General features: G+C 59.5%; 17 protein-coding genes and 2 rRNA genes. 11 read left to right on the plus strand and 8 right to left on the minus strand.

Annotated elements, in window-relative coordinates:
* Together rrf (WBR57_RS15410) and rrf (WBR57_RS15415) are read left to right on the plus strand one after the other, a co-directional pair.
* Positions 1-94, plus strand: a 5S ribosomal RNA gene (rrf, locus tag WBR57_RS15410); the annotation flags it as partial.
* A gap of 109 nt (positions 95-203) precedes the next feature.
* Positions 204-319 (plus strand): 5S ribosomal RNA (gene rrf, locus WBR57_RS15415).
* Between the two features lie 150 nt (positions 320-469).
* Here the strand turns inward: rrf (WBR57_RS15415) and WBR57_RS15420 are convergent.
* From WBR57_RS15420 to WBR57_RS15430, 3 genes are all read right to left on the minus strand, one after another.
* Positions 470-2,965, minus strand: a complete 2,496-nt coding sequence (locus WBR57_RS15420; RefSeq protein WP_424084559.1) for a TonB-dependent siderophore receptor — start codon at positions 2,963-2,965, stop codon at positions 470-472.
* A gap of 93 nt (positions 2,966-3,058) precedes the next feature.
* On the minus strand, positions 3,059-4,042 hold the full coding sequence (locus WBR57_RS15425; protein ID WP_424084560.1) for a FecR domain-containing protein: 984 nt from the start codon (positions 4,040-4,042) through the stop codon (positions 3,059-3,061).
* The gene (locus WBR57_RS15430) at positions 4,039-4,554 is read right to left on the minus strand and encodes a sigma-70 family RNA polymerase sigma factor (RefSeq protein WP_424084561.1); all 516 of its coding nucleotides are present in this window, start codon (positions 4,552-4,554) and stop codon (positions 4,039-4,041) included. Before WBR57_RS15430 ends, WBR57_RS15425 begins: the two co-directional genes overlap by 4 nt.
* Positions 4,555-4,833: 279 nt before the next feature.
* Here WBR57_RS15430 and WBR57_RS15435 point away from each other — a divergent pair, with 279 nt between their 5' ends.
* Entirely contained in the window at positions 4,834-6,714 is a 1,881-nt protein-coding gene (locus WBR57_RS15435; protein WP_424084562.1) for a methyl-accepting chemotaxis protein, read from the plus strand.
* Positions 6,715-6,759: 45 nt separating this feature from the next.
* Here the strand turns inward: WBR57_RS15435 and WBR57_RS15440 are convergent, their stop codons facing one another.
* The 5 genes from WBR57_RS15440 to WBR57_RS15460 form a co-directional block, all read right to left on the minus strand.
* Positions 6,760-7,218, minus strand: coding sequence for an SRPBCC family protein (locus tag WBR57_RS15440; protein ID WP_424084563.1), 459 nt, complete (start codon positions 7,216-7,218; stop codon positions 6,760-6,762).
* Positions 7,219-7,237: 19 nt separating this feature from the next.
* Positions 7,238-10,615 (minus strand): amino acid adenylation domain-containing protein, encoded by a 3,378-nt coding sequence (locus tag WBR57_RS15445; protein ID WP_424084564.1) that lies wholly within the window; start codon positions 10,613-10,615, stop codon positions 7,238-7,240.
* Positions 10,612-11,559 carry a diiron oxygenase gene (locus WBR57_RS15450; protein ID WP_424084565.1) on the minus strand — a complete coding sequence of 316 codons (948 nt, stop codon included), beginning with the start codon at positions 11,557-11,559 and terminating at the stop codon, positions 10,612-10,614. The genes WBR57_RS15445 and WBR57_RS15450 overlap by 4 nt, the downstream gene beginning before the upstream one ends.
* The gene (locus WBR57_RS15455; protein WP_424084566.1) at positions 11,556-12,314 is read right to left on the minus strand and encodes a DUF3050 domain-containing protein; all 759 of its coding nucleotides are present in this window, start codon (positions 12,312-12,314) and stop codon (positions 11,556-11,558) included. The genes WBR57_RS15450 and WBR57_RS15455 overlap by 4 nt, the downstream gene beginning before the upstream one ends.
* A gap of 342 nt (positions 12,315-12,656) precedes the next feature.
* Positions 12,657-13,355, minus strand: a complete 699-nt coding sequence (locus tag WBR57_RS15460) for a GntR family transcriptional regulator (protein ID WP_424084567.1) — start codon at positions 13,353-13,355, stop codon at positions 12,657-12,659.
* Positions 13,356-13,609: 254 nt separating this feature from the next.
* On the opposite strand from WBR57_RS15460, the gene WBR57_RS15465 reads away from it, so the two are divergent.
* From WBR57_RS15465 to WBR57_RS15500, 8 genes are all read left to right on the plus strand, one after another.
* A complete protein-coding gene (locus tag WBR57_RS15465) occupies positions 13,610-14,503 on the plus strand; it encodes a TauD/TfdA dioxygenase family protein (protein WP_424084568.1) in 894 nt (297 codons plus the stop codon).
* Positions 14,504-14,517: 14 nt separating this feature from the next.
* Positions 14,518-15,543 carry an ABC transporter substrate-binding protein gene (locus WBR57_RS15470; protein ID WP_424084569.1) on the plus strand — a complete coding sequence of 342 codons (1,026 nt, stop codon included), beginning with the start codon at positions 14,518-14,520 and terminating at the stop codon, positions 15,541-15,543.
* Between the two features lies 1 nt (position 15,544).
* The gene (locus WBR57_RS15475; RefSeq protein WP_424084570.1) at positions 15,545-16,396 is read left to right on the plus strand and encodes an ABC transporter ATP-binding protein; all 852 of its coding nucleotides are present in this window, start codon (positions 15,545-15,547) and stop codon (positions 16,394-16,396) included.
* 11 nt (positions 16,397-16,407) lie between these two features.
* The gene (locus WBR57_RS15480) at positions 16,408-17,256 is read left to right on the plus strand and encodes an ABC transporter permease (RefSeq protein ID WP_424084571.1); all 849 of its coding nucleotides are present in this window, start codon (positions 16,408-16,410) and stop codon (positions 17,254-17,256) included.
* A 131-nt stretch (positions 17,257-17,387) separates the two neighbouring features.
* Entirely contained in the window at positions 17,388-18,014 is a 627-nt protein-coding gene (locus WBR57_RS15485) for a TonB family protein (RefSeq protein WP_424084572.1), read from the plus strand.
* 52 nt (positions 18,015-18,066) lie between these two features.
* A complete protein-coding gene (locus WBR57_RS15490) occupies positions 18,067-18,987 on the plus strand; it encodes a LysR family transcriptional regulator (RefSeq protein ID WP_424084573.1) in 921 nt (306 codons plus the stop codon).
* A gap of 175 nt (positions 18,988-19,162) precedes the next feature.
* Positions 19,163-20,698, plus strand: coding sequence for an MFS transporter (locus tag WBR57_RS15495; protein WP_424084574.1), 1,536 nt, complete (start codon positions 19,163-19,165; stop codon positions 20,696-20,698).
* Positions 20,699-20,725: 27 nt separating this feature from the next.
* Positions 20,726-21,236: HlyD family secretion protein (locus tag WBR57_RS15500; RefSeq protein WP_424084575.1), on the plus strand; the 511-nt coding region annotated here is incomplete at its 3' end.

The raw sequence follows: 21,236 nt of genomic DNA on the forward strand, positions 1-21,236 counted from the left end.
AACCACCTGATCCCATCCCGAACTCAGCAGTGAAACGATGCATCGCCGATGGTAGTGTGGGGTTTCCCCATGTGAGAGTAGGTCATCGTCAAGATTAAATTCCAGAACCCCTGTTTGCTAACGCAAACAGGGGTTTTGTTTATGTAGAAGTCCACGAATTTCATCGGCACGTTGCTTGCGTAACGGTCCGGTATACAGAATTTCTTGACGACCATAGAGCATTGGAACCACCTGATCCCATCCCGAACTCAGCAGTGAAACGATGCATCGCCGATGGTAGTGTGGGGTCTCCCCATGTGAGAGTAGGTCATCGTCAAGATTGAATTCCGAAACCCCTGTCTGCTAACGCAGACAGGGGTTTTGTCGTTTGAGAGGGTAGGTTTTTGGCCATCAGCAGAGCTACCGCAGTATCACCCACAAAAAAGCCAGCGCCTGATGACAAACGCTGGCTTGTTTGAGCTGTATCGGATCAGAACTGATAGCTCAGCGTCGCGCTGACGTTACGTTCTTCCCCCAAGTAACAGAAGTTCAGGCTGGCACAAGACGCTACATACGTTTCATTGGTCAGGTTATTGGCATTCAGCCGTACGTCTACACCCTTCAAACCGACCTTGCCCAAGTCATACCCCACCGAAGCATCGAACAAGGTGTAAGACGGTACCTTCATGGTGTTCTCCGCATCCGCCCAGCTATAACCCACATATCGCACGCCGCCGCCAAGCCTAAAACCGTCCAGGGTACCGCTATCAAACTTGTAGTCGGCCCACACAGACGCCATATGACGAGGTGCCTGCGTCGGTGAGTTGCCCTTGTTCTCGATCAGATTGTCAGCGGTACTCAAGGTGCTGACCATCGACTTGGAATACTCGATATCGGTAAATGTATAGCTGCCCAGAACCTTCAGGTTATCGGTCAGCTGCATGTGTGCTTCCAGCTCCAACCCCTGGGAGCGAACGGCTCCTACAGCGCGATAGAAGTTCTCCTGCGGCAACTTGGTCGCGAGGTTTTCCTGGTCGATGCGAAACCATGAGGCCGTAAACAGATTGTCAGTGCCTGGCGGTTGATACTTCAATCCCACCTCCCATTGAGTCCCATCTGTAGGAGCAAGGGGGTTACCCGCGCTATCTGAATAGGAGTTCGGGTTGAACGACTCGGAGTAGCTGACGTAGGGCGCAAGGCCGTTATCAAACAGGTACAGCGCTCCGGCACGGCCGGTGAGCTTGGTCCGTTTGTCACTGATCTCGGTACCTACCGGTCGACCTGCTTCAGCGAGACGATTCTCGTCAGAGGTTTCTACCCAGTCCTGACGTAGCCCCAGGGAAAACCGCCATTTATCCATTTCGATCAGGTCCTGCAAATAAACACCTGTCTGCTCAAGGCGCCGCAAGTAGCTGGTGGGGCTGTCGTAGGTGATCGCCGAATTACCGTAGACCGGGTTGAATGCATTGATCGGTTGCAGGGATCCGCTCGTCCAATCCACCACGGTTTTACGACGTTGGTAATCTGCGCCCATCAACACGGTATGTTTGGTTGCTCCAGTAAAAAATTCGGCCTGCAGCATGTTGTCGAGGATGAATGCATGCAGCTTCTCGTCACCTCCTGAGTAGTAGCGGTTCAATTCACTGCTGGTGGGTGTAGTCCAACCGTAGGCATACACTTGATCCAGCTTCACCTTGGAATCCAGGTAGCGAAAGTTTTGCCGTGCGGTAAAGACATCATTAAAGCGATGTTCGAATTGATAGCCAAACGACTGTTGATCTCGCTTGTAGCCATCAACTCCCGGCTCGCCTTCAAAGAAGTGGTTGGAAATCCGCTGACCATTGCGCTGATGCAGGGCGCCATCCGCAGGCATACCGCCGTGATAACCACCGTCAGGATCGTGCTGCAGATAAGCTTGCAGCGTCAGCGAAGTGTCTTCGGTAAAGTCGACGCTTAGCGTCGGCGCCAGTGCATAGCGCTTTTCTTTTGCGTGGTCGAATTGTGTGTCGGACTTGTCCGCTAACCCCGTGAGTCGGTAGGCAATACGCTTGTCGTCATCCACCGGCCCGCTGAAGTCAAAACCCATGCCCTGCTGTCCGTTGCTTCCCACCGTTGCTTGAACCTGGTGATAGGGCTCAAACAATGGCTTCTTGCTGGTCAACGCCACCAGGCCACCGGGCGAGCTGCGCCCATACAGTACCGAAGACGGTCCCTTCAGAATGTCCACGCGCTCTAGAAAGTACGGATCCACCTGCATCGTACTGTAGGTGCCGCTGTCCCCCATGGACTTGAGCCCATCAAGGTAAATGTTATCCACCGAACCGTCATTGAAGCCGCGCATCGCTACATAGTCATATCGATGTGTTGCGCCGTAAGGGTTGGTCAACACACCGGGTGTATAGCGCATGGCTTGCGCGACGGTTTGCGAGCCTTGGTCGTCCATCTGCTCACGCGTGACGACAGAAACGGTTTGCGAGGTCTCCAGCAAGGCGGTGCTGGTTTTGGTGGCGATTTGGCTGTGAGTCGCGTTGTAGCCTTCCATGCTCCCCAGGGCGTTCCCGAGGGCGAAGCCCTTGATGTCGGTGGTTGGCAAGGTGAGGGCACTGGTTTGCGGTGGCACCTGCAAGACGTAACTGACACCGTCTTCGGAAATTGCCTGTAAGCCTGAGCCGTTGAGCAAATGATTCAAACCCATCTGGGTGGAGTATTCGCCCAACAGCCCGGGCGACTGCAGACCCTGGGTTTGCACAGGTGTGCTCGACAGTGTGATACCCGCCTGCCGAGCAAACTGATTGAGCACCTGGCTCAGTGGACCAGCAGGGATTTCGTAGTGTTGAGTGACTTGCGCGGTATCTGCTTCGGCAGCCATCCCGGTGATGGGCAGGACGCTGATGCCCATCACCGTTGATAGCAATGCCGCGCGTATGGCGTTGCTCAATAGCGGGTAGGACGGGTCGGAGGAGTTGCGGAGAAAACGCACAGTCATGATCAACATCCGTAGAGGCCGGTGAGGGCGCATTGAAGGGGCTTACTGTCTAAGCCGGACTCACGGAAAAAAGCCGCCAAAAAAAATACACAATCAGACCGCGCGCTCCAGGTTCACCCACCAACGTGTGCGATAGCGCAGTTGAACCGGCAGTGTTTGCGGCAAGATCGCCAACAACTTGTCGGTGTCCTCCAGACGAAAGACCCCTGAGAGTCGCAACTCGGCGATGTCTGCCGCGCAGCCCAGGTAGCCATGACGATAGCGTCCGACCTCTGAAAGGAAGTCAGCCAGGCGCATGTCTCGCGTCACAATCAACCCGTCGGCCCACGCACCAATGTCCATATCCAGTGGCGGGGCCAGGATCGCCTCGGTCTGACGCACGAGGTAGTTCTCGCCTGCATGAACCTGCGTCGACAGCCCGTCCGCCTGGTGCGGTGAATGAATGGCCACGTTGCCGCTGACCACGCTTAACCGTGTGCAGTCGCTGGCCTGGCGCACAGCAAAACGTCCGTCGATACCTTCGAGCACACCATGGCGTGTTTTAACCAAAAGGGGTACCAACGAGGCAGCACCACAGGTCACCAGAATCTCTCCGCGCACCAGTGTGATCAGGCGCTGTTGCGGGTTGAAATCCAGGTCCACGGCGCTGTCGGTATTGAGTTGCAGGCGAGTGCCATCCGGCAGCTGGATGCTGCGATGTTCACCGGTGGCGGTCGCCAGGTCGGAGGTCCAGCGTTGCCAACCGGTCAGGTCGCGGCTTACCCAGGTCGCCGAGCCAGCCACCAGCACGCCGGACAGCAACTTCAGAGCCTGGCGACGTCCCAGACCTTGCGCGCTGTTCTCCAGCGCCACATGTGCTCCGGGAATTGCCGTCAATTGGCTGCTCAACTCTTGTTGCAGCGCTTGTACCCGTTGCCATGCCAGCTCGTGGTCGCGATGAGCTTCGCGCCAATGCCCGCACTGTTCGGCCAGGCGTACATTGGCGCGGTTGTTACGCAGGCGCAGCGTCCAACTGATGGCTTGTTTGACTACTTGGGGATCTGGCCCGGAGCGTGCAACATTATCCATTGGCGTCATGTTTCATAGCGCAGCACATAACAGTGGTAAAGCGCCTCGGCGACGTAGCGCTCTACCGACCGCAGCGATACGCCCATCTGTTGGGCGATCTGGTTGTGCGTCATTCCATCGCACTGGGCCAGCAGAAATGCCTTGCGCACTTTGGGCTTGAGCGCTTCCAGCATTCGAGAAACCTCTTCCAGTAACTCCAAGACAAGCACGCGCGCTTCAGCGCTAGGCGCCAAGGCTGCGGGCAAGTGGGAAATGGATTCGAGGTACGCCCTTTCGATCTCTTCGCGACGCCAGTGATCAATCACCAGGCCTCGAGCGATAGTGCGCAGAAAGGCGCGCGGTGCCTTGAGTTCAAAACGCTCGGTTCTCTGCAGCAAGCGCACAAAAGTGTCCTGAGCCAGGTCTGCAGCATCCGCGGCATTTCCCAGGCGGCTGCGCAGCCAGGTGTTCAGCCAAGTGTGATGGGTGCTGTATAGCGTCTGCACAACACTCTCACACGCGATGTACTCAGAAGATGGCATTCAAACTGGCTCGGCCAAACGTCACAAATGATAATTAGTCGCATTGTTTGGGAGGTAGAAAAAATTTGCAACTCTGATCCTTGTACGACAACCGCCGGTCGGTTTCCTACGGAAAATGAAGATGCATCTCACAAATTCCTAAGTTTTGCCTCGGCTTGGCCGAAAGCCTGATGAGCCATGCGTGCACCGAAATAGAGCGGTCAGAGAAGCTGCCTATACCGTACATGGAATGTTCCACTCGGCACGCTCACCCCCCTTTGGCAAAAAGAAGTCGATGAAATGAATCTCAAGTTCAGTCATAAAATTCTGTTGGCTGCGTCAGGCGTCGTGGTTCTGGCCTTCGCGTTATTCACCTTTTACAACGACTACCTGCAGCGCAGTACCATCAAGCAGAATCTGGAGTCGTCCATCCAGCAATCCGGTGAACTCACCGCCAGCAGCGTGCAGAACTGGCTCAGCGGTCGGATTCTGGTGCTCGAAAGCCTCACGCAAAACGTGGCCCATCAGGGCAGTGGTGCCGACCTCCCCGGGTTGGTCGACCAGGCGGCGTTCACCTCGAACTTCCAGTTCACCTATGTCGGGCAAACCAACGGTGTGTTCACTCAACGCCCGGACGCGAAGATGCCGGACGGCTACGACCCTCGGCAGCGTCCCTGGTACAAACAGGCGGTGGCCGCTGACAAACCCATGCTCACGCCGCCCTATATGGCCGCTGTGGGTGGGCAGATCGTAACCATCGCCATGCCGGTGAAAAAGAACGGCGAATTGCTCGGTGTGGTCGGTGGTGACCTGAGCCTGCAGACCTTGGTGAAAATCATCAATTCGGTGGATTTCGGTGGCATCGGCCATGCGTTCCTGGTCAGCGGCGACGGTCAGGTCATCGTCAGCCCGGATCAGGACCAGGTGATGAAAAACCTCAAGGACATCTATCCAGGCACTAATCTTCGTATCGAGAAGGTCAGCCAGGACGTTGTCCTGAATGGCCAGGAGCGCATTCTGTCCTTTACGCCTATCAGCGGCTTGCCCGGCGCAGACTGGTATATCGGCCTGTCGATCGACAAAGACAAAGCCTACGCAGCGCTGGGCAAATTCCGTACTTCGGCGCTGATTGCCATGCTGATCGCCGTGGTCGCGATCGCGGTGCTGTTGAGCGTGCTGATCCAGGTATTGCTGCGGCCGCTGACCACCATGGGCGTGGCCATGAAGGATATCGCCCAGGGTGAGGGCGACTTGACCCGCCGCCTGGCTGTCACCAGCAAGGATGAGTTCGGCGAAGTCGGCAGTGCGTTCAATCAGTTCGTGGAGCGTATCCACGCGTCGATTTCCGAAGTGTCTTCGGCAACACGTCAGGTGCACGACCTGTCCCAGCGTGTGATGGCCTCGTCGAATGCCTCGATCATCGGCTCCGATGAGCAAAGCGCGCGCACCAACAGTGTTGCCGCGGCGATCAATGAGCTGGGGGCCGCTACTCAGGAAATCGCGCGTAACGCGGCTGATGCTTCGCAGCACGCCAGCGGTGCCAGTGAGCAGGCGGATGATGGGCGCAAGGTCGTCGAGCAAACCATCCTGGCGATGTCGGCGCTGTCGCAGAAGATCAGCCTCTCCTGCACCCAGATCGAAACCCTGAACGCCAGTACCGACAACATCGGCCATATCCTTGACGTGATCAAAGGCATCTCCCAGCAAACCAACTTGTTGGCGCTTAACGCCGCGATCGAAGCGGCGCGTGCTGGGGAAGCCGGGCGTGGTTTTGCAGTGGTTGCTGATGAGGTACGCAACCTGGCGCATCGCACCCAGGAGTCGGCCGAAGAAATCCACAAGATGATTACTTCGCTGCAGGTGGGCTCGCGTGAAGCGGTCACCACCATGAATGCCAGCCAGGCCTCCAGCGAAGAAAGCGTAGAGGTCGCCAACCAGGCCGGTGAGCGCCTGGTCAGCGTGACGCAGCGGATCGTCGAGATCGACGGCATGAACCAATCCGTCGCCGCCGCCACCGAGGAGCAGACCGCCGTGGTGGAAACGCTCAACGTCGACATCAACCAGATCAACTTGTTGAATCAGCAGGGCGTGACCAATCTCAACGAAACCCTGAAAGATTGCGATGCCCTGTCGCAACAGGCCAACCGGTTGAAGCAACTGGTCGACAGCTTCAAGATCTGACCCGCGGGCTGATCCGGCAGGAGCGAGTCGATTCGCTCCTGCCGCTTAGCCAAGCAACTTGCGCACATTCTCCAGGGCGCTATTGGCAAAATCCTGCACAAACGCTTCAAACCCCGCCTGCGCCGAGTCCACTGGCTCGGCAATAATGGTCCAGATCACTCTGGAGCACTGCGGTCCTATTGCTTGCACACTGATTGCCGCCCATAGCCTGGCCACGCCAAGCGTGTTGTAGATCGTGGTCCAGGTCATGTGCATGGCGCGCTCGTCCCGGCTATTAAGCTGCTCCACTACGCAGTTGCCGTCGTGGAAGAATTTCGTGCGCAATGCGCCGACACCGGTACCGATCATTTCGATGTGTGACAGCGCCGGAATGAATGCGGCGAAGCCTTCAAACTGCCCTACCATGCTCCACAGCCTGACGGCATTGCAGTCGACCACCACCGAAGCCACGATCGGCAGGCTATTCGGGTTGCGGATTAACGTATCGGGTTGCAGCGGTTTCATGAGGTTATCCTGAGCCGTTTCAAAGAAAGCCGATGGCCTTGAGGTAGGTGCAGCCTTTGCTCAACAGTGCCGTGTCTTTTTCGGGGTAGTGCTCGCCCATTTGCTGAACACCTTTTCGCGCGTTGTCGTGACGAATCATCGAGGTATCGCCGATGTCTTCATCCAGGCGGTCGAGGTAGAACCCGAGCACGCCAAACAAGGCGTTTTCCGGGCTCACCGTTCGCAACGCCCGTTGCCATTGCGCAGCACTCACTCGCTCGAACCGGTGGCCGGTCTGGCTGAATGCATCCAGATAGTGGTCCCAGCTCAACGGCTGCGGGTTATGCAGGTTGAACACGCGGCTATCGGCGTGAAAACGGGCGCAGTGGAACGCAATGAAGCGAGCCAGGAAATCCACCGGCATCAGGTCGAAGTTCAAATCCAGACGCGGCACCAGGCCCAACTGCAAGGAGCCCTTGAGCATCAGCATCAGGCGATTTTTCTGCGGCTGGCACACGCCGTTACGGCTGTTGAAACTGACATTCCCGGGACGATGGATATTCACCCATGCACCTTGCTCCACTGCACGCCCGAGCAGTGTTTCCGCGACCCACTTGCTGAGGTTGTAGCCATTCTTGATATACAACGGCAACCTGGCCGCAGCAGGGGTTTCGAGGACTTGCCCCAGCGAATCGATGCTGCTGCATGCCGACAGTGTCGAGACAAAATTCAAGACTTTCTTGCAGCGGGTTTCGCACAAGCGCAGGCATTCGAACAGGGGGGCGACGTTGTCCCTGGCCAGTGTGGCGTATTCCATCACGTGGTTGACCCGCGCCGCGCTGTGCACCAGCACGCCGAAGTCCTCGGCGAGAGCGTCATACTCGTCGACGGTTAAACCCAATCGCGGCTGGCTGATGTCGGCGGCCAATATCCGTACGCGGCTGAGGTCCAGGTGTTCCAGGCGGTACTCACGCAATGCCTGGGTGAACCGCGCCATCGCCGGGCGTCCCGGTTCCTCACGCACCAGGCACGCCACCTCGGTTGCACCGCCGGCCAGCAACGCTTCGACGATATGCACACCAACGAAGCTGTTCGCGCCCGTCACGATCACTTTGCGTGGGTCGCCCGCGCGTTCCTCAGGCAGCGTGTGGATCACCCATTCCCGCTGGGCATCCCGAACGGCCTTGCAAGAAGGTGCTTCTGCGCGCTCGCCATCTTCCAACAACATTGCGAGCGTCCGAATGGTGGGTGCTTCAATGAAGTGGCTCAATGCGAAACTACGACCGAATTGCTCGCGAACCCGCAGTAACAGGGTCGACAGCAAAATCGAATGGCCACCCAGGTCGAAAAAGCCTTCATCGATAGACAGCGCTTCCACAGGCTCCCCCAACAGCTCGCCCCACAAGTGAGCCAGGCTTGCCTGAATTGGCGTGTGTGCGGCCTTGTGCCGGGTCCTCACAACACGCCCCGACGGCAGCGCGAGCAATGCCTCGCGGTCGACCTTGCCATTGCTGGACTGTGGCATACCGGGTAACTCGCACCAGAAGTCGGGCCGCATATAGTCCGGCAGCCACCGCCGGGCATGGTCTTGCAGGGCCGCCAGGGTGGCCCCTGGTTCGGGCCTGGCGACAAAGCTTCGAATGCTGTGGTCAAGGCCGATAACCACCGCTACCTGGCGATACAGTCGGCTGTCGCGCAAACATTGTTCGATTTCCTGAGGCTCGACCCGAAAGCCGCGGATCTTCACCTGATCATCGCGCCGCCCGCCCAGCACAATACCCTCGACCGTCCATTTGGCCATGTCACCTGTGCGGTAGGCCTGCAGGTTGCGGCCGCCAGGCACTTGCAGTTCGACAAAAGGGCTGGCGCCCGGTTGTGCGGTATTCACATAACCGAGGCTGACTCCGGGGCCGACGACATACAACTCCCCCATCACCTGCTCATCCACCGGTTGCAGGTTGTCATCCAGGATCAGCACCTGGCTGTTGGCGATGGGTTGACCAAGGGTGCGATTGCTGTCGCCGGGCTGCAACGTGCGATGGGTGGCCAGCACCGTGGCCTCGGTGGGGCCGTAGAGGTTGTGGAACCGACACTGCCCCGCCAGTTGTTCGATCACATGGGGTTCGCAGACATCGCCCCCCGTCAGCAGGTGCGTCAGGCCCAGCGGTTGGTCGAGCGGCAGGATGCTGAGCAGGGCCGGCGGCAAAAAAGCGTGGGTGACGCGTTGCCGGCGTAGCAGCTGGAGCAGTTGCTGAGGATCGCGCCGTTGTTCGTCGCTGGGGACGATCAACTCGGCACCCGCGATCAACGCAGGGAAAATGTCGATCAGCGAAGAGTCGAAGCCTAATGGCGAAAACTGCAATACCCGGCTCTGTTCATCCAGGTCCATACAGGACCTGTACCACGCCGTGAAGTGCGCCAGGTTGCCTTGACTGAGTCGCACGCCCTTCGGCCGGCCGGTGGTGCCCGATGTGTAGAGCGTCAAGCAGGGGGCCTCGGTCAGTGGGCGTTGCTGCATCAGGCGGCGAGTGATATCTGCATCAAGTGGGTCGATTACGCCGACATCCAGTGCAATGAAGTGACCACGCAATGGGTGCTGGCCGGTATCCAGCAGGACCCGTGCCCCGGCGCTCTCGAGCATGACCCGATGGCGTTCAGCGGGGTGCTCCGATCCCAGCGGCAGGTACACCGCGCCACAACCCAGCACGGCAAGCATACTGGCGTAGAACGCAGTGGATTTTTCCAGGCACACTCCGACCACCGGTGGCGCATCGAGATTCTCCAGCAGCGGCTGCAATCGTTGCTGGATTGCCAGGGCTTGGATCTGCAGCTGGCGGTATGTGACCTGGCTGCCGGCGATGGTCAACGCCGGCCGTTCGGCGAAGGTATCAAGGCTGGCTTGCAAGCGTTCGATCACCGGCACCTGGGCTTCCAGCATTAAAGCCGGGGCTTCGGTGCGATTGAAGCGATGCTCGAACGCCAGCGCCTCCAATGCTTGCAAGCCTTGCTCGGGCCAGCCATTGGCGACTGCACGTAGAGAGAAATACCCGACGCTCCGCGAGAATCCGCTGACATGCAGCGCGACCCATTCGGCCAATGCATTCGTCACTTGCTGGCGCAGGCGCTGGCCGTTGCCACTCGGCTCATCGGCAATGTCCTGTACGGCCAATAACTGCCGCTCACGCCCGTAGGCGCGCAGTTGCAGTGCAGGCAGCCCACTTTCGGTGATCGCGCCGATACCCACGCGCAGGCTCAGCCACGCGACAGGGTCCACGTTGGCCGGCAATGGCTGGCTGCCATCCTCAACCAACAGATCGATGGCCTCATCACTCGTGAGGTGCCCGTACTGTTCCACTACCTGCCGGACGGCACCGAGAGCAATGCTGGCGCCGCTCCATCCGACCCTCAGGCGCCTCATGCCGGCCTCCCGGGCACCGGCAAATAGTGATTCAAGGCTTGCGCCACACAGGGGGTTTGCAGCAGGCCGCTGTGTTGCAGGAAGCCGATGATGTTGCCCAACAAAGGATGTTGGCGGGTGATGGGAAATGCCAGCGCCGCGACCTCATCGCGCAATGCGTTGCGCACGTCATGAGGGACATCGAGGTGCTCGACCAACTGCAGATCGAAGTTCTTCTGCAAATCGTTGGTCAGGTAGTGGGCCAGGAAAATCGGCAGCACCTGGGCGATGCTGTCACGGTCGCTCGGGCTTGCGTGTTGCCAATACAGGCGTACGAGCCGTGTCCAGAACTGCGCGTGGCGACCTTCGTCAAACAGATGGTCGGCCATCAAGCCGCGCACGGACGCCTTGACGCTGCTGTCCTTGGAAAACGCAGCGACATCGTGGGTCACGGTGTTTTCGGCGATGGCCACACCGATCAGCTCCACGGCATCGCGCAGGTGCGCGGGTGCCTGTGCCTGCGCCGCGGGCAGTGCGCGGCTCAACTCGATCTGCGCGGGCAGGTCCAGCGGTTGTATGCCGGTCATGGCGACGGTTTGCTCAAGGAAGTCCAGCGCGACCAGGGCGTGGTAGTCCTCGTCCACCACGACTGTCATGGCATCAATGCGGCAGGCAAGCGGGAAGGGCAGCGAGAAGCGATTCTTGGCAATGCTGCGTGCCGTACTGTCGACGATTTCGGTTTCGAAGATCACCACGTCGTTGATGAATTTGTAGAAGCTTTGCAGCAGCACGAAATCGCGCCATTGTGGGCAGTGTTCAACAAAGGTCGCACTGAGCACCAGGGGTTGGCTGCACAGCGGATAGATTAACTTGTCATCGTTTTCCAGCAGGCGACGCGGGCGTGTGCGGATGGTCGCTCGGCGCTCCCAGTCGTCGGCAATGGGTACGTAGTCGCTGATATTCATGGGTGCACCTCTTGCAGAGAGGCCCGCACCTCATCCCAGAGCGTGATACGGCTTTCTACGGCGGCCAGCGCGGTATCGTTGGCTTGTTGAGAAAAAGTCGGATCTGCGCTGACCAGGCGCTCGAGCAACTGCTGTGCGGCCGGGCCATGGTCGTGGGTGTCCAATTCAATGTGGCGCCGGAGATAGCCGCACAGCGTAGGGGCTTGTTGATAGATGACTTCATCCGCTTGCAAGATGCGCTGGAACATCGTCGGGATGACGTGCTCGCGGCCGTGTACAAATGCCGCCGCCACACAGTGGGTAGGCGCATTCAACGCAATCTGCAAGGTGGCGCTGACGAAGCGCGCTACGCCGCGCGGGGGGGCGGCCTCGTGCAAGGCGGCGCTCACCTCCTGGCCTTGGCGCAAAAGGGCGACGAAGCGGTCGACCGCCGAAGTGCTGGCGCCGACTTCGCGCATGGCTTCCAGGTACAACTCGAAGTGGCTGCAATGGCCTTGCCGGGGATGCCTGTCGGATTCCTCGTCCAGCACGATCTCATTGATCAGGCGCGCTGCATGCGGGTTGGCCGGTGGCAGCCAGGGCAGTTGAGTGCCGGTCAGGTCCTGTTGCAGGCGCTTGGTGAGGGTCATGAAATCCCAAACAGCAAATACATGACATTCCATAAAAAGTTGTAACTTAGGGAGGGAAGTTATTTCCGCAAATAACGGATGGCTGCATAACTGTAGTTTTGTTTGCTCAAGTAACGGTTGGTGCATGGTTGATGCCTATAAATTGTTGCGTCTGCTGTAAACGCAGCGATGGATTTTTGTGATCGGCAAGAGAGATAAGTTGGTGTAAACCAAAACGCACGCGCAAGGTGGCTCTTTGCGTAAGCGAACCGTCGAGTAAAGTGTCTGGTTTAGTAATAAAAGATAATAAACTGGTTAAACAGTTTGGCGAGCATATAAAAGTGTTAGAAGTTTTTCTAAATAATATTAGCTGTCAGTAAGTTGCTTTAATGTAAGTCGGAAGTTTCTTGGGGGCGGGCCCCGACATGCGGCGCAGGGCCCCGCAGCACTTGAAGGGCAAGGCGCGGGACGAGAATTCTGTTGGGTGGCTTACTTGCCGGCAACCTCCAGGCCATTGAGGTAGGTCGTGATCACTTCCATGCCGCGCATCAGGTGATTGCGCAACGTCAGGATGCTTTCACTGGTTTTCCTCTGCGCCACCAGCTGCAGCAGTTCACGGTGGTCTTCCTGGGAAGTTTCGCCCAGCCCCATCGCCTCAAGGTTGAAGCGCAGGAAGCGCTCCTCCTCATTCAATCCGTGCTCCACCAACTTGAGCAGCCGCTGGTTGGGAGCCTTGCCATACAGGGCCATGTGAAACAGGCGGTTGAGGCGACCAATCTCGGCGTAGTCTTTTTCCTGTTCCAGCGCACAGATGAGGGCGTCCGCATCGGCTATATCGGCTTCAGTGAGCAAGGGGATCGACAAGCGCAACGCTTCAGATTCCAGCAACATCCGCAGCGCATAGGTTTCGGCCGAGTTATCCTCGATCAACGGTGCCACCACGGCACCCTTGTGCGTCACCACCTGCAACAGTGACTGGGCTTCCAGTTGGCGCAAGGCTTCACGCACCGGCATGCGACTGACCCCGAACAAGCTGGCCAGCTCCTGTTGGCGCATGGCGGTACCGCAGGGCAATCGACCATCCAGGATGGCATTGCGCAAGGTTTCTTCAATTACGGAGCGAGCGAGATGAGCCGGGATAGGACCGCTGATCTTGATGCTATTCAAAGGGTTCGGCTTCTGCGTCACGGTTTCGCTATCCTCCTTATAGGATAGGGTGGCTAATTGGATCCAATGCACACTAGAGACTGCTCATAAGCTTGTCAAACGGGCACGGTTTCGGCTTGTAAGCGTTTCAACACAGCGCTCATAGCGCCCACGGCTGTCATTTGGGACGTCTTACGCAGCCAGTACATTCCCGTCTATCGATATTCACTAACGGTATTTAAATTGCCGTTCTTATATCTATAAAGTCACTACCCTGTCTGACCGGGAGTGACCTCATGTCCGCCACCTCTACTGTTCCAACAGCGACCCTTAGCGCCCAAGCTTTCGAAATTCGCCCATTTCCCGGCAGCGTTGGCGCCGAGATCATCGGCCTGGATTTGTCGCAGCCGGTCAACGACCAGGATTTCGCGCGCATCCACCGCGCGCACCTGGACCATCATGTCGTGGTGTTCCGTGACCAACGTATCACCCCCGAACAACAAATCGCCTTCAGCCGCCGTTTTGGCGTGCTGCAGATCCATGTGCTCAAGCAGTTCCTGCTGGCCAACCACCCGGAAATCCTGATCGTCTCAAACATCATCGAAAACGGCCAATCCATCGGCCTGGGTGATGCGGGCAAGTTCTGGCATTCGGATCTCTCTTATAAAGAGCTGCCAAGCCTGGGCTCGATGCTCCACGCCCAGGAATTGCCCTCCGAAGGCGGCGATACGCTGTTCGCCGACATGCACAAGGCCTGGGACCAACTGCCCGAGCACCTGCGCCAAGCCGTCGAAGGCCGCAGCGCTGCGCATTCCTACACAGCGCGTTACAGCGAAACCAAATTCGAAGGCAACTGGCGCCCAACCCTGACGCCGGAGCAACTGGCCCAGGTGGCCGAAGTGGTGCACCCCATCGTGCGCACCCACCCGGAAAATGGCCGCAAGGCGCTGTTCGTCAGTGAAGGCTTCACCACCCGTATCGTCGGCCTGCCGGAAGACGAAAGCCGTGATCTGCTGGCGCAACTCTACGCCCACAGCGTGCTGCCGCAAAACATCTATCGCCATCAGTGGCAGCCCCATGACCTGGTGTTCTGGGATAACCGCTCGCTGATCCACCTGGCCGCCGGGTGCCCAAGCTACCTGCGCCGCAAACTGTTTCGCACCACCATCCAGGGCGACGCGCCTTTCTGATTCGGAGCATGACCATGTCCAGGAAAATTCCATTCGCACGGCTGGCGGCGACCGTTGGCCTGAGTGTCAGCCTGTTGGCCGGCAGCCTGGTAGCGCCGGCTGCCGCGCAGGCCGAGGGCGAGATCCGCATTGCCGAGCAGTTTGGCATCGTCTACCTGTTGCTTAACGTGGTGCGCGACCAGAACCTGATCGAGAAATACGGCAAGCAGGAAGGCATCGACATCAAGGTCGACTGGACCCAGCTGTCTGGCGGTGCGGCGGTCAACGACGCGCTGCTCTCCGGTTCCATCGACATCGCCGGTGCCGGCGTTGGCCCGTTGCTGACCATCTGGGACCGCACCCACGGCAAGCAGAACGTCAAAGCTGTGGCCTCCCTGGGCAACTTCCCGTACTACCTGGTGAGCAACAATCCCAAGGTCAAGACCATCGCCGACTTCACTGAAAAAGACCGCATCGCCGTGCCGGCGGTCGGCGTGTCGGTGCAGTCGCGCTTCCTGCAATACGCCGCCGCCAAGCAATGGGGCGACAAGGAATTCAATCGCCTCGACAAATACACCGTCGCCGTCCCGCACCCTGACGCCACCGCGGCACTGATCGCTGGCGGCACCGAACTGACCGGGCACTTTTCCAACCCGCCGTTCCAGGACCAGGCCCTGGCCAACCCGAACGTGCATGTGGTGCTGAACACCTACGACCTGCTCGGCCCGAACTCGCCGACCGTGCTGTTCGCCACCGAAAAATTCCGCAACGACAACCCGAAAACCTACAAGGCGTTCGTCGAGGCATTGACCGAAGCGGCGCAGTTCGCCCAGAACGACAAAGGCGCCGCGGCCGACACTTACATTCGTGTTACCAAAGCCAAGATCGACCGTGCCGAGCTGTTGAAAATCATCGACAACCCGCAGTTCGAATTCAGCGTCACCCCGAAAAATACCTACCCGCTGGCGGAGTTCCTCTACCGCGTCGGCGCCATCAAAAACAAGCCTGAGTCGTGGAAGGACTACTTCTTCCAGGACGCCAAGCCGCTGCAAGGAAGTTGAGATGAACGCGCCCTTGCAAGGCCACACGGCCAGCAACCTGCACACCACCGCCCCATTGCTGGCGGTGGATAACGTCAGCCTGGAGTACCGCACCCCCGAGCGCGTGGTGCGCGCCACTCACCAGGTGAGTTTCGAGATCGACCCGGCGGATCGCTATGTGCTGCTCGGCCCCTCGGGCTGCGGCAAATCCACGTTGCTCAAGTCCATCGCCGGGTTTATCAAACCCTGCGAAGGTGAGATCCGTCTGCTGGGCCAAAAGGTCGAGCAGCCGGGCCCGGACCGCATTGTGGTGTTTCAGGAGTTCGATCAGCTGCCGCCGTGGAAAACCGTCAAACAGAACGTGATGTTCCCGCTGCTGGCGTCGAAAACCCTGAAGCGCCCCGAAGCCGAAGAACGCGCGCTGCACTACCTCGAAAAAGTCGGCCTCACGGCCTTTGCCGATGCGTACCCCCACACCCTCTCCGGCGGCATGAAAGCCCGCGTGGCGATCGCCCGCGCGCTGGCCATGCAGCCGAAAATCCTGCTGATGGACGAGCCCTTCGCCGCGCTCGACGCCCTGACCCGGCGCAAAATGCAGGAAGAGTTGCTGTTGCTCTGGGAAGAGGTGCGCTTCACCTTGTTGTTCGTCACGCACTCCATCGAAGAAGCGCTGGTGGTGGGCAATCGCATCCTGTTGCTGTCGCCACACCCAGGGCGCGTGCGAGCCGAAATCCACAGCCACCAATACGACCTGCACAGCCTCGGCGGTGTGGAGTTCCAGGCGTCGGCGCGGCGGATTCATCGCCTATTGTTCGATGAAGCGCCCGAGGCCGAACGTGAGTTGGGTTTTGCCGATATCCGTATCGCTTATTAAGGGGGCAATCCATGCGCCAGGAATTTGAAGTCACCCTCGAACCACTGCTCAGCGTCCCTGTGGAACGCGAGCTGCCTCTGCGCCAACGCCTGTGGCAACAAGGCTGGCTGCGCAAGGGGCTGATCCTGATCGTGCTCGCGATCCTCTGGGAAGCCATTGCGCGTTATCAGAACAACGATCTATTACTGCCGAGCTTTTTACAGACGTCAGCCGCGCTCTACGACGGCCTGCTCAGTGGTGAATTGCTGAGCAAAGTGAGCATCTCGCTGGTGGTACTGATCAAGGGCTACCTGATCGGTATCGTGCTGGCGTTCGCCCTCACCACCCTGGCAGTGTCGACCCAATTAGGCCGTGATTTGCTGAGCACCCTGACCTCGATGTTCAACCCGTTGCCGGCGATTGCATTGCTGCCGCTGGCGCTGCTGTGGTTTGGCCTGGGGCAGAACAGCCTGATCTTTGTGCTGGTGCATTCGGTGCTGTGGGCGCTGGCGCTGAACACCTATTCGGGGTTTCTCGGCGTGTCCGAAACCCTGCGCATGGCCGGTCGTAATTACGGCCTCAAGGGCATGCGTTTCGTGCTGTTCATCCTGATTCCGGCCGCGTTGCCGTCGATTCTGGCGGGTCTGAAAATCGGCTGGGCGTTTGCCTGGCGCACGCTGATCGCCGCCGAGCTGGTGTTTGGTGCCACCAGCGGCAAGGGCGGGTTGGGCTGGTACATCTTCCAGAACCGCAACGAGCTGTACACCGACAAGGTGTTTGCCGGGTTGGCCGTGGTGATCCTGATTGGGTTGCTGGTAGAGAACCTGGTGTTCGATACCTTCGAGCGGCTTACCGTTAAACGCTGGGGCATGCAGCGCTGATCCTGCGGATGCGTAAGAACTCTCCCTTTCAAATAGGCAGCGTTGTTCTTTGTCCGGGCAGGGTCCGATAATGTCGCCCGAACCTGACGCTGCACTGGCGTCAGGCATGCCCGGTAAAAGGATTTACGAACATGCGTTGTTTTGTATGGGTTGCTGCCCTGTTGTTGTCGACATCGGTGTTGGCTGAGTTCGTGCCCCAAGCGGTGTCGATGCCCAAGCCAGCCTACCCGAGTAACCTGCTGACCACCCAGGGGCACGCGCGCATCAGCTTGAATATTCACAACGACGGCAGCGTCAGCGATGTGAAGGCGCTCAGTGCCACCCAGCCTGATTTTGCCGCTGCGGCCGTGAGTGCTGCCAGGCAATGGCGCTTCAAGCCCTGGACGGTGACGGCCGATCAGCCCGCGGTGCTCGATGCGCAGAACGACATGATTTTCACGCCTGAAGCCCCCGTCACTGAAGCTGTGCAACTGACCTTCACGCAAACCACCTATCAAACCTGTGGCGCGTTGAACGATGAAGTCAGCCAGTTCCGCCGCGAGCATCCCACGCGTCCATTGATCGCCATGAAAAGCTTTGCGATCACCCGCGTGGCCGTGATGTTCCCGGCGTTAAGCGGCAAGAGCGACTACGACGAAGGCCTGTCGCGGGCTGACGAACTGGAACACTCGCTGCCGGACATCGTGCGCAAATGCCAGGCCAACCCCAATAGAACCTACGCGGACTACCTACCGCGCAACCTGAGGCGTTACCTCTAAAGCCTGCTAGGATTGCGCTCAGTTCACTCCCCACGAACCCTGAGTGCTTGGCATGCAACTACCGGACATGAACCTGCTGGTCGCCCTCGACGCCCTGCTCGATGAGGGCAGCGTGGTCGGCGCGGCGCGGCGCATGAATCTTAGCCCGGCCGCCATGAGCCGTACCCTTACACGTATTCGCGAAGCCGTGGGCGACCCGATCCTGGTGCGCGCCGGTCGCGGCTTGGTCCCCACGCCCAAGGCGCTGCAGTTGCAAGACCAGGTACGCAATGTGGTGGAGCAGGCCGCGCTGTTGTTTCGCTCGGCTGACCAGGTCGACCTGAGCACCCTGCGCCGGCGTTTCAGCGTGCGCGCCAATGACTTTTTTATCGGCGTGTATGGCGGTCGTCTGTTCGACACGATGGAGCGCATGGCGCCGCTGTGCGAGCTGTGTTTCGTACCCGAAGGCGACACCGACGATGAGGCCCTGCGCGAAGGACGGCTGGACCTGCGGGTGAGCAACACCATGCCCGCCAGCCCCGAAGTGAAGGTGCAAAACCTGTTCTCCACCACCTTTGTCGGCCTGGCGCGCCAGGACCACCCGTTGTTCGACGAAGAAATCACCGCCGCGCGCTTTGCCAGTTATTCGCATATCAGCATCTCGCGGCGCGGCATTGCCCGGGGGCCCATCGACACCGCGCTGGCTGCCCAGGGTCTGGAGCGCCGCGTGGCGATGATCGCTCCGGGTTTTCACGGTGCGATGTTCATGCTGCCCGACTCCGACCTGCTGTTGCCGGTGCCCAAGGAGGCGCTGTTGAGCGCTACTCGTCTGAAGTTGCCACTGCGCGCATTCCAATTGCCAATCGCCTTGCCGACGTTGATGTTGGCCCAGTCCTGGCACCCACGTTTCGACAAAGACCCGGCCCATAAATGGCTGCGCGAAACCATGCGTGAGAGCTGCCACGCCACCTGGCTCGAAGCACAGCCGGGCTGATTTCCAAGTCCTACGGGATCAAAATGTGGGAGGGAGCAAGCCCCCTCCCACAAGGGTTCTGTGGTGAATCCATGATTGCGTCTGGCGCACTTATAAGCTGCTGACAAGTAACTTTTTTGTTATGTATGAGCCTGATTAAACTACTCGGGTATTGATCATCCCGAGTTCTCTCTTCATGACTTCCCTCGCTGCCCCAACTCTTGAGGCCGCAGCCAGACCCGTTGCCATCACCCCGCCCGTGTTCGGCCCGCGCATCATCGTCGGCCTGGTCGGCGTGTTGCTGGCGGTGCTGGTGTCCGGCCTCAACGAGATGGTCACCAAAGTGGCCCTGGCCGATATCCGCGGCGCGCTGTACATCGGCTTCGACGAAGGCACCTGGCTGGTCGCGGCCTACACCGCTACCTCGGTGTCGGCGATGGCCTTCGCGCCCTGGTGTTCGGTGACCTTTTCCCTGCGCCGCTTCACCCTGTGTGCCATCGGCCTGTTCACCGTGCTGGGTATCCTGTGCCCCTTTGCGCCGAACTACGAAAGCCTGCTGCTGCTGCGCACCGTGCAGGGCCTGGCCGGCGGTGCGTTGCCGCCGATGCTGATGACGGTCGCGCTGCGTTTCCTGCCGGCCAACGTCAAGCTGTATGGCCTGGCCGGCTATGCGCTCACCGCCACGTTCGGGCCGAGCCTCGGCACGCCGTTGGCGGCGCTGTGGACCGAATACGTCGGCTGGCAGTGGGCGTTCTGGCAGATCGTCGGGCCTTGCCTGCTGGCGATGGCCGCCGTCGCCTATGGCTTGCCGCAAGACCCGCTGCGCCTGGAGCGTTTCAAGCAGTTCAACTGGCGCGGGCTGCTGCTGGGGTTTCCGGCGATCTGCATGCTGGTGATCGGCATTCTGCAAGGCAATCGCCTGGACTGGTTCGAGTCGGGCCTGATCACCTTTTTGCTGAGTGGCGGCACGCTGTTGCTGGTGCTGTTCATGCTCAATGAGTGGTCGCACCCGATGCCGTTTTTCAAGCTGCAGATGCTCGGTCTGCGCAACCTGTCGTTCGCGCTGATCGTGCTGGCCGGCGTGCTGATGGTACTGACCTCGGTGATCATCATCCCGTCGAGTTTCCTCGCCCAGGTCCAGGGTTATCGCCCCCTGCAAACCGCGCCGATAATGCTGTTGATGGCGCTGCCGCAATTGATCGCGCTGCCGCTGGTGGCGGCGCTGTGCAACCTGCGCTGGGTCGATTGCCGTTGGGTGCTGGGGATCGGCCTGGGCATGCTGGTGCTGTGCTGCGTGGGCAGCGCGCACCTGACGTCGGCGTGGATTCGCGACGACTTCTACGGCCTGTACCTGCTGCAGATCTTCGGGCAACCCATGGCCGTGCTGCCGCTGCTGATGCTCTCCACCGGCAGCATCCAGCCGGCGGAGGGGCCATTCGCCTCGGCCTGGTTCAACACCATCAAAGGCCTGGCCGCGGTGGTTGCCACCGGTGTGCTGGATGCGCTGACCACCCAGCGCGTGCATTTTCACTCAACCATGCTGGTAGACGGCCTGGGCAATTCGCCCCTGGCCGACGGCGATGCGCCGGGCCTGGCGCACCGCCTGCACGAACAGGCCGTGGTGCTCACGTCTTCGGATCTTTATTACGTCATGGCCGCTGTCGCGGTGGCGTTGATCCTGCTGATTTTCTGGATGCCCACGCGGATTTTCCCACCGCGCGCCCCGACTTGATTGCTCACTGAGCCAAAGGACTTTTTGATGAAACGCAAAGACAAAATTGCCGTCTCGGTTATCGCCGTATTTGCCGTCGGCGTGCTGGTGTACCTGGTTGCCCCCGGCCTGTTGGGCAGCAAACGCCAGGTCACCAACGATGCCTTCGTGGCCGCCGATTTCACCCTGGTCGCGCCGCGCGTGGCCGGTTTTATCAAGCAAGTGCTGGTGGAAGACAACCAGCGCGTCAAGGCCGGCCAGCTGTTGGCGCTGATCGACGACCGCGATTTCCGCGCCGCCGCCCAGGCGGCCGATGCCGACACCCTGGTCGCTCAGGCGCAATTGAAAAACGCCACTGCGACCCTCGAGCGCCAAACCTCGGTGATCGCCCAGGCCCAGGCCACCGTGGCGGCAGACCGTGCCGAAGTGGCCTTCGCCGAACACGAACTGAACCGCTACAACCACCTCGCCGGCGTCGGCGCGGGCACCGTGCAGAACGCGCAGCAGGCCAAGACCCGTATTGACCAGGCCACCGCGCGCCTGGCGAACGCCACGGCGG

It is taken from the genome of Pseudomonas sp. (assembly GCF_049590575.1).
Taxonomy (GTDB): domain Bacteria; phylum Pseudomonadota; class Gammaproteobacteria; order Pseudomonadales; family Pseudomonadaceae; genus Aquipseudomonas.

What these genes read in the sequence shown, in the direction of transcription:
- WBR57_RS15420 (WP_424084559.1), bottom strand. Translation starts at nt 2,965, where the DNA reads ATGACTGTGCGTTTTCTCCGCAACTCCTCCGACCCGTCCTACCCGCTA.
- WBR57_RS15425 (WP_424084560.1), bottom strand. Translation starts at nt 4,042, where the DNA reads ATGACGCCAATGGATAATGTTGCACGCTCCGGGCCAGATCCCCAAGTA.
- WBR57_RS15430 (WP_424084561.1), bottom strand. Translation starts at nt 4,554, where the DNA reads ATGCCATCTTCTGAGTACATCGCGTGTGAGAGTGTTGTGCAGACGCTA.
- WBR57_RS15435 (WP_424084562.1), top strand. Translation starts at nt 4,834, where the DNA reads ATGAATCTCAAGTTCAGTCATAAAATTCTGTTGGCTGCGTCAGGCGTC.
- WBR57_RS15440 (WP_424084563.1), bottom strand. Translation starts at nt 7,218, where the DNA reads ATGAAACCGCTGCAACCCGATACGTTAATCCGCAACCCGAATAGCCTG.
- WBR57_RS15445 (WP_424084564.1), bottom strand. Translation starts at nt 10,615, where the DNA reads ATGAGGCGCCTGAGGGTCGGATGGAGCGGCGCCAGCATTGCTCTCGGT.
- WBR57_RS15450 (WP_424084565.1), bottom strand. Translation starts at nt 11,559, where the DNA reads ATGAATATCAGCGACTACGTACCCATTGCCGACGACTGGGAGCGCCGA.
- WBR57_RS15455 (WP_424084566.1), bottom strand. Translation starts at nt 12,314, where the DNA reads ATGCACCAACCGTTACTTGAGCAAACAAAACTACAGTTATGCAGCCAT.
- WBR57_RS15465 (WP_424084568.1), top strand. Translation starts at nt 13,610, where the DNA reads ATGTCCGCCACCTCTACTGTTCCAACAGCGACCCTTAGCGCCCAAGCT.
- WBR57_RS15470 (WP_424084569.1), top strand. Translation starts at nt 14,518, where the DNA reads ATGTCCAGGAAAATTCCATTCGCACGGCTGGCGGCGACCGTTGGCCTG.
- WBR57_RS15475 (WP_424084570.1), top strand. Translation starts at nt 15,545, where the DNA reads ATGAACGCGCCCTTGCAAGGCCACACGGCCAGCAACCTGCACACCACC.
- WBR57_RS15480 (WP_424084571.1), top strand. Translation starts at nt 16,408, where the DNA reads ATGCGCCAGGAATTTGAAGTCACCCTCGAACCACTGCTCAGCGTCCCT.
- WBR57_RS15485 (WP_424084572.1), top strand. Translation starts at nt 17,388, where the DNA reads ATGCGTTGTTTTGTATGGGTTGCTGCCCTGTTGTTGTCGACATCGGTG.
- WBR57_RS15490 (WP_424084573.1), top strand. Translation starts at nt 18,067, where the DNA reads ATGCAACTACCGGACATGAACCTGCTGGTCGCCCTCGACGCCCTGCTC.
- WBR57_RS15495 (WP_424084574.1), top strand. Translation starts at nt 19,163, where the DNA reads ATGACTTCCCTCGCTGCCCCAACTCTTGAGGCCGCAGCCAGACCCGTT.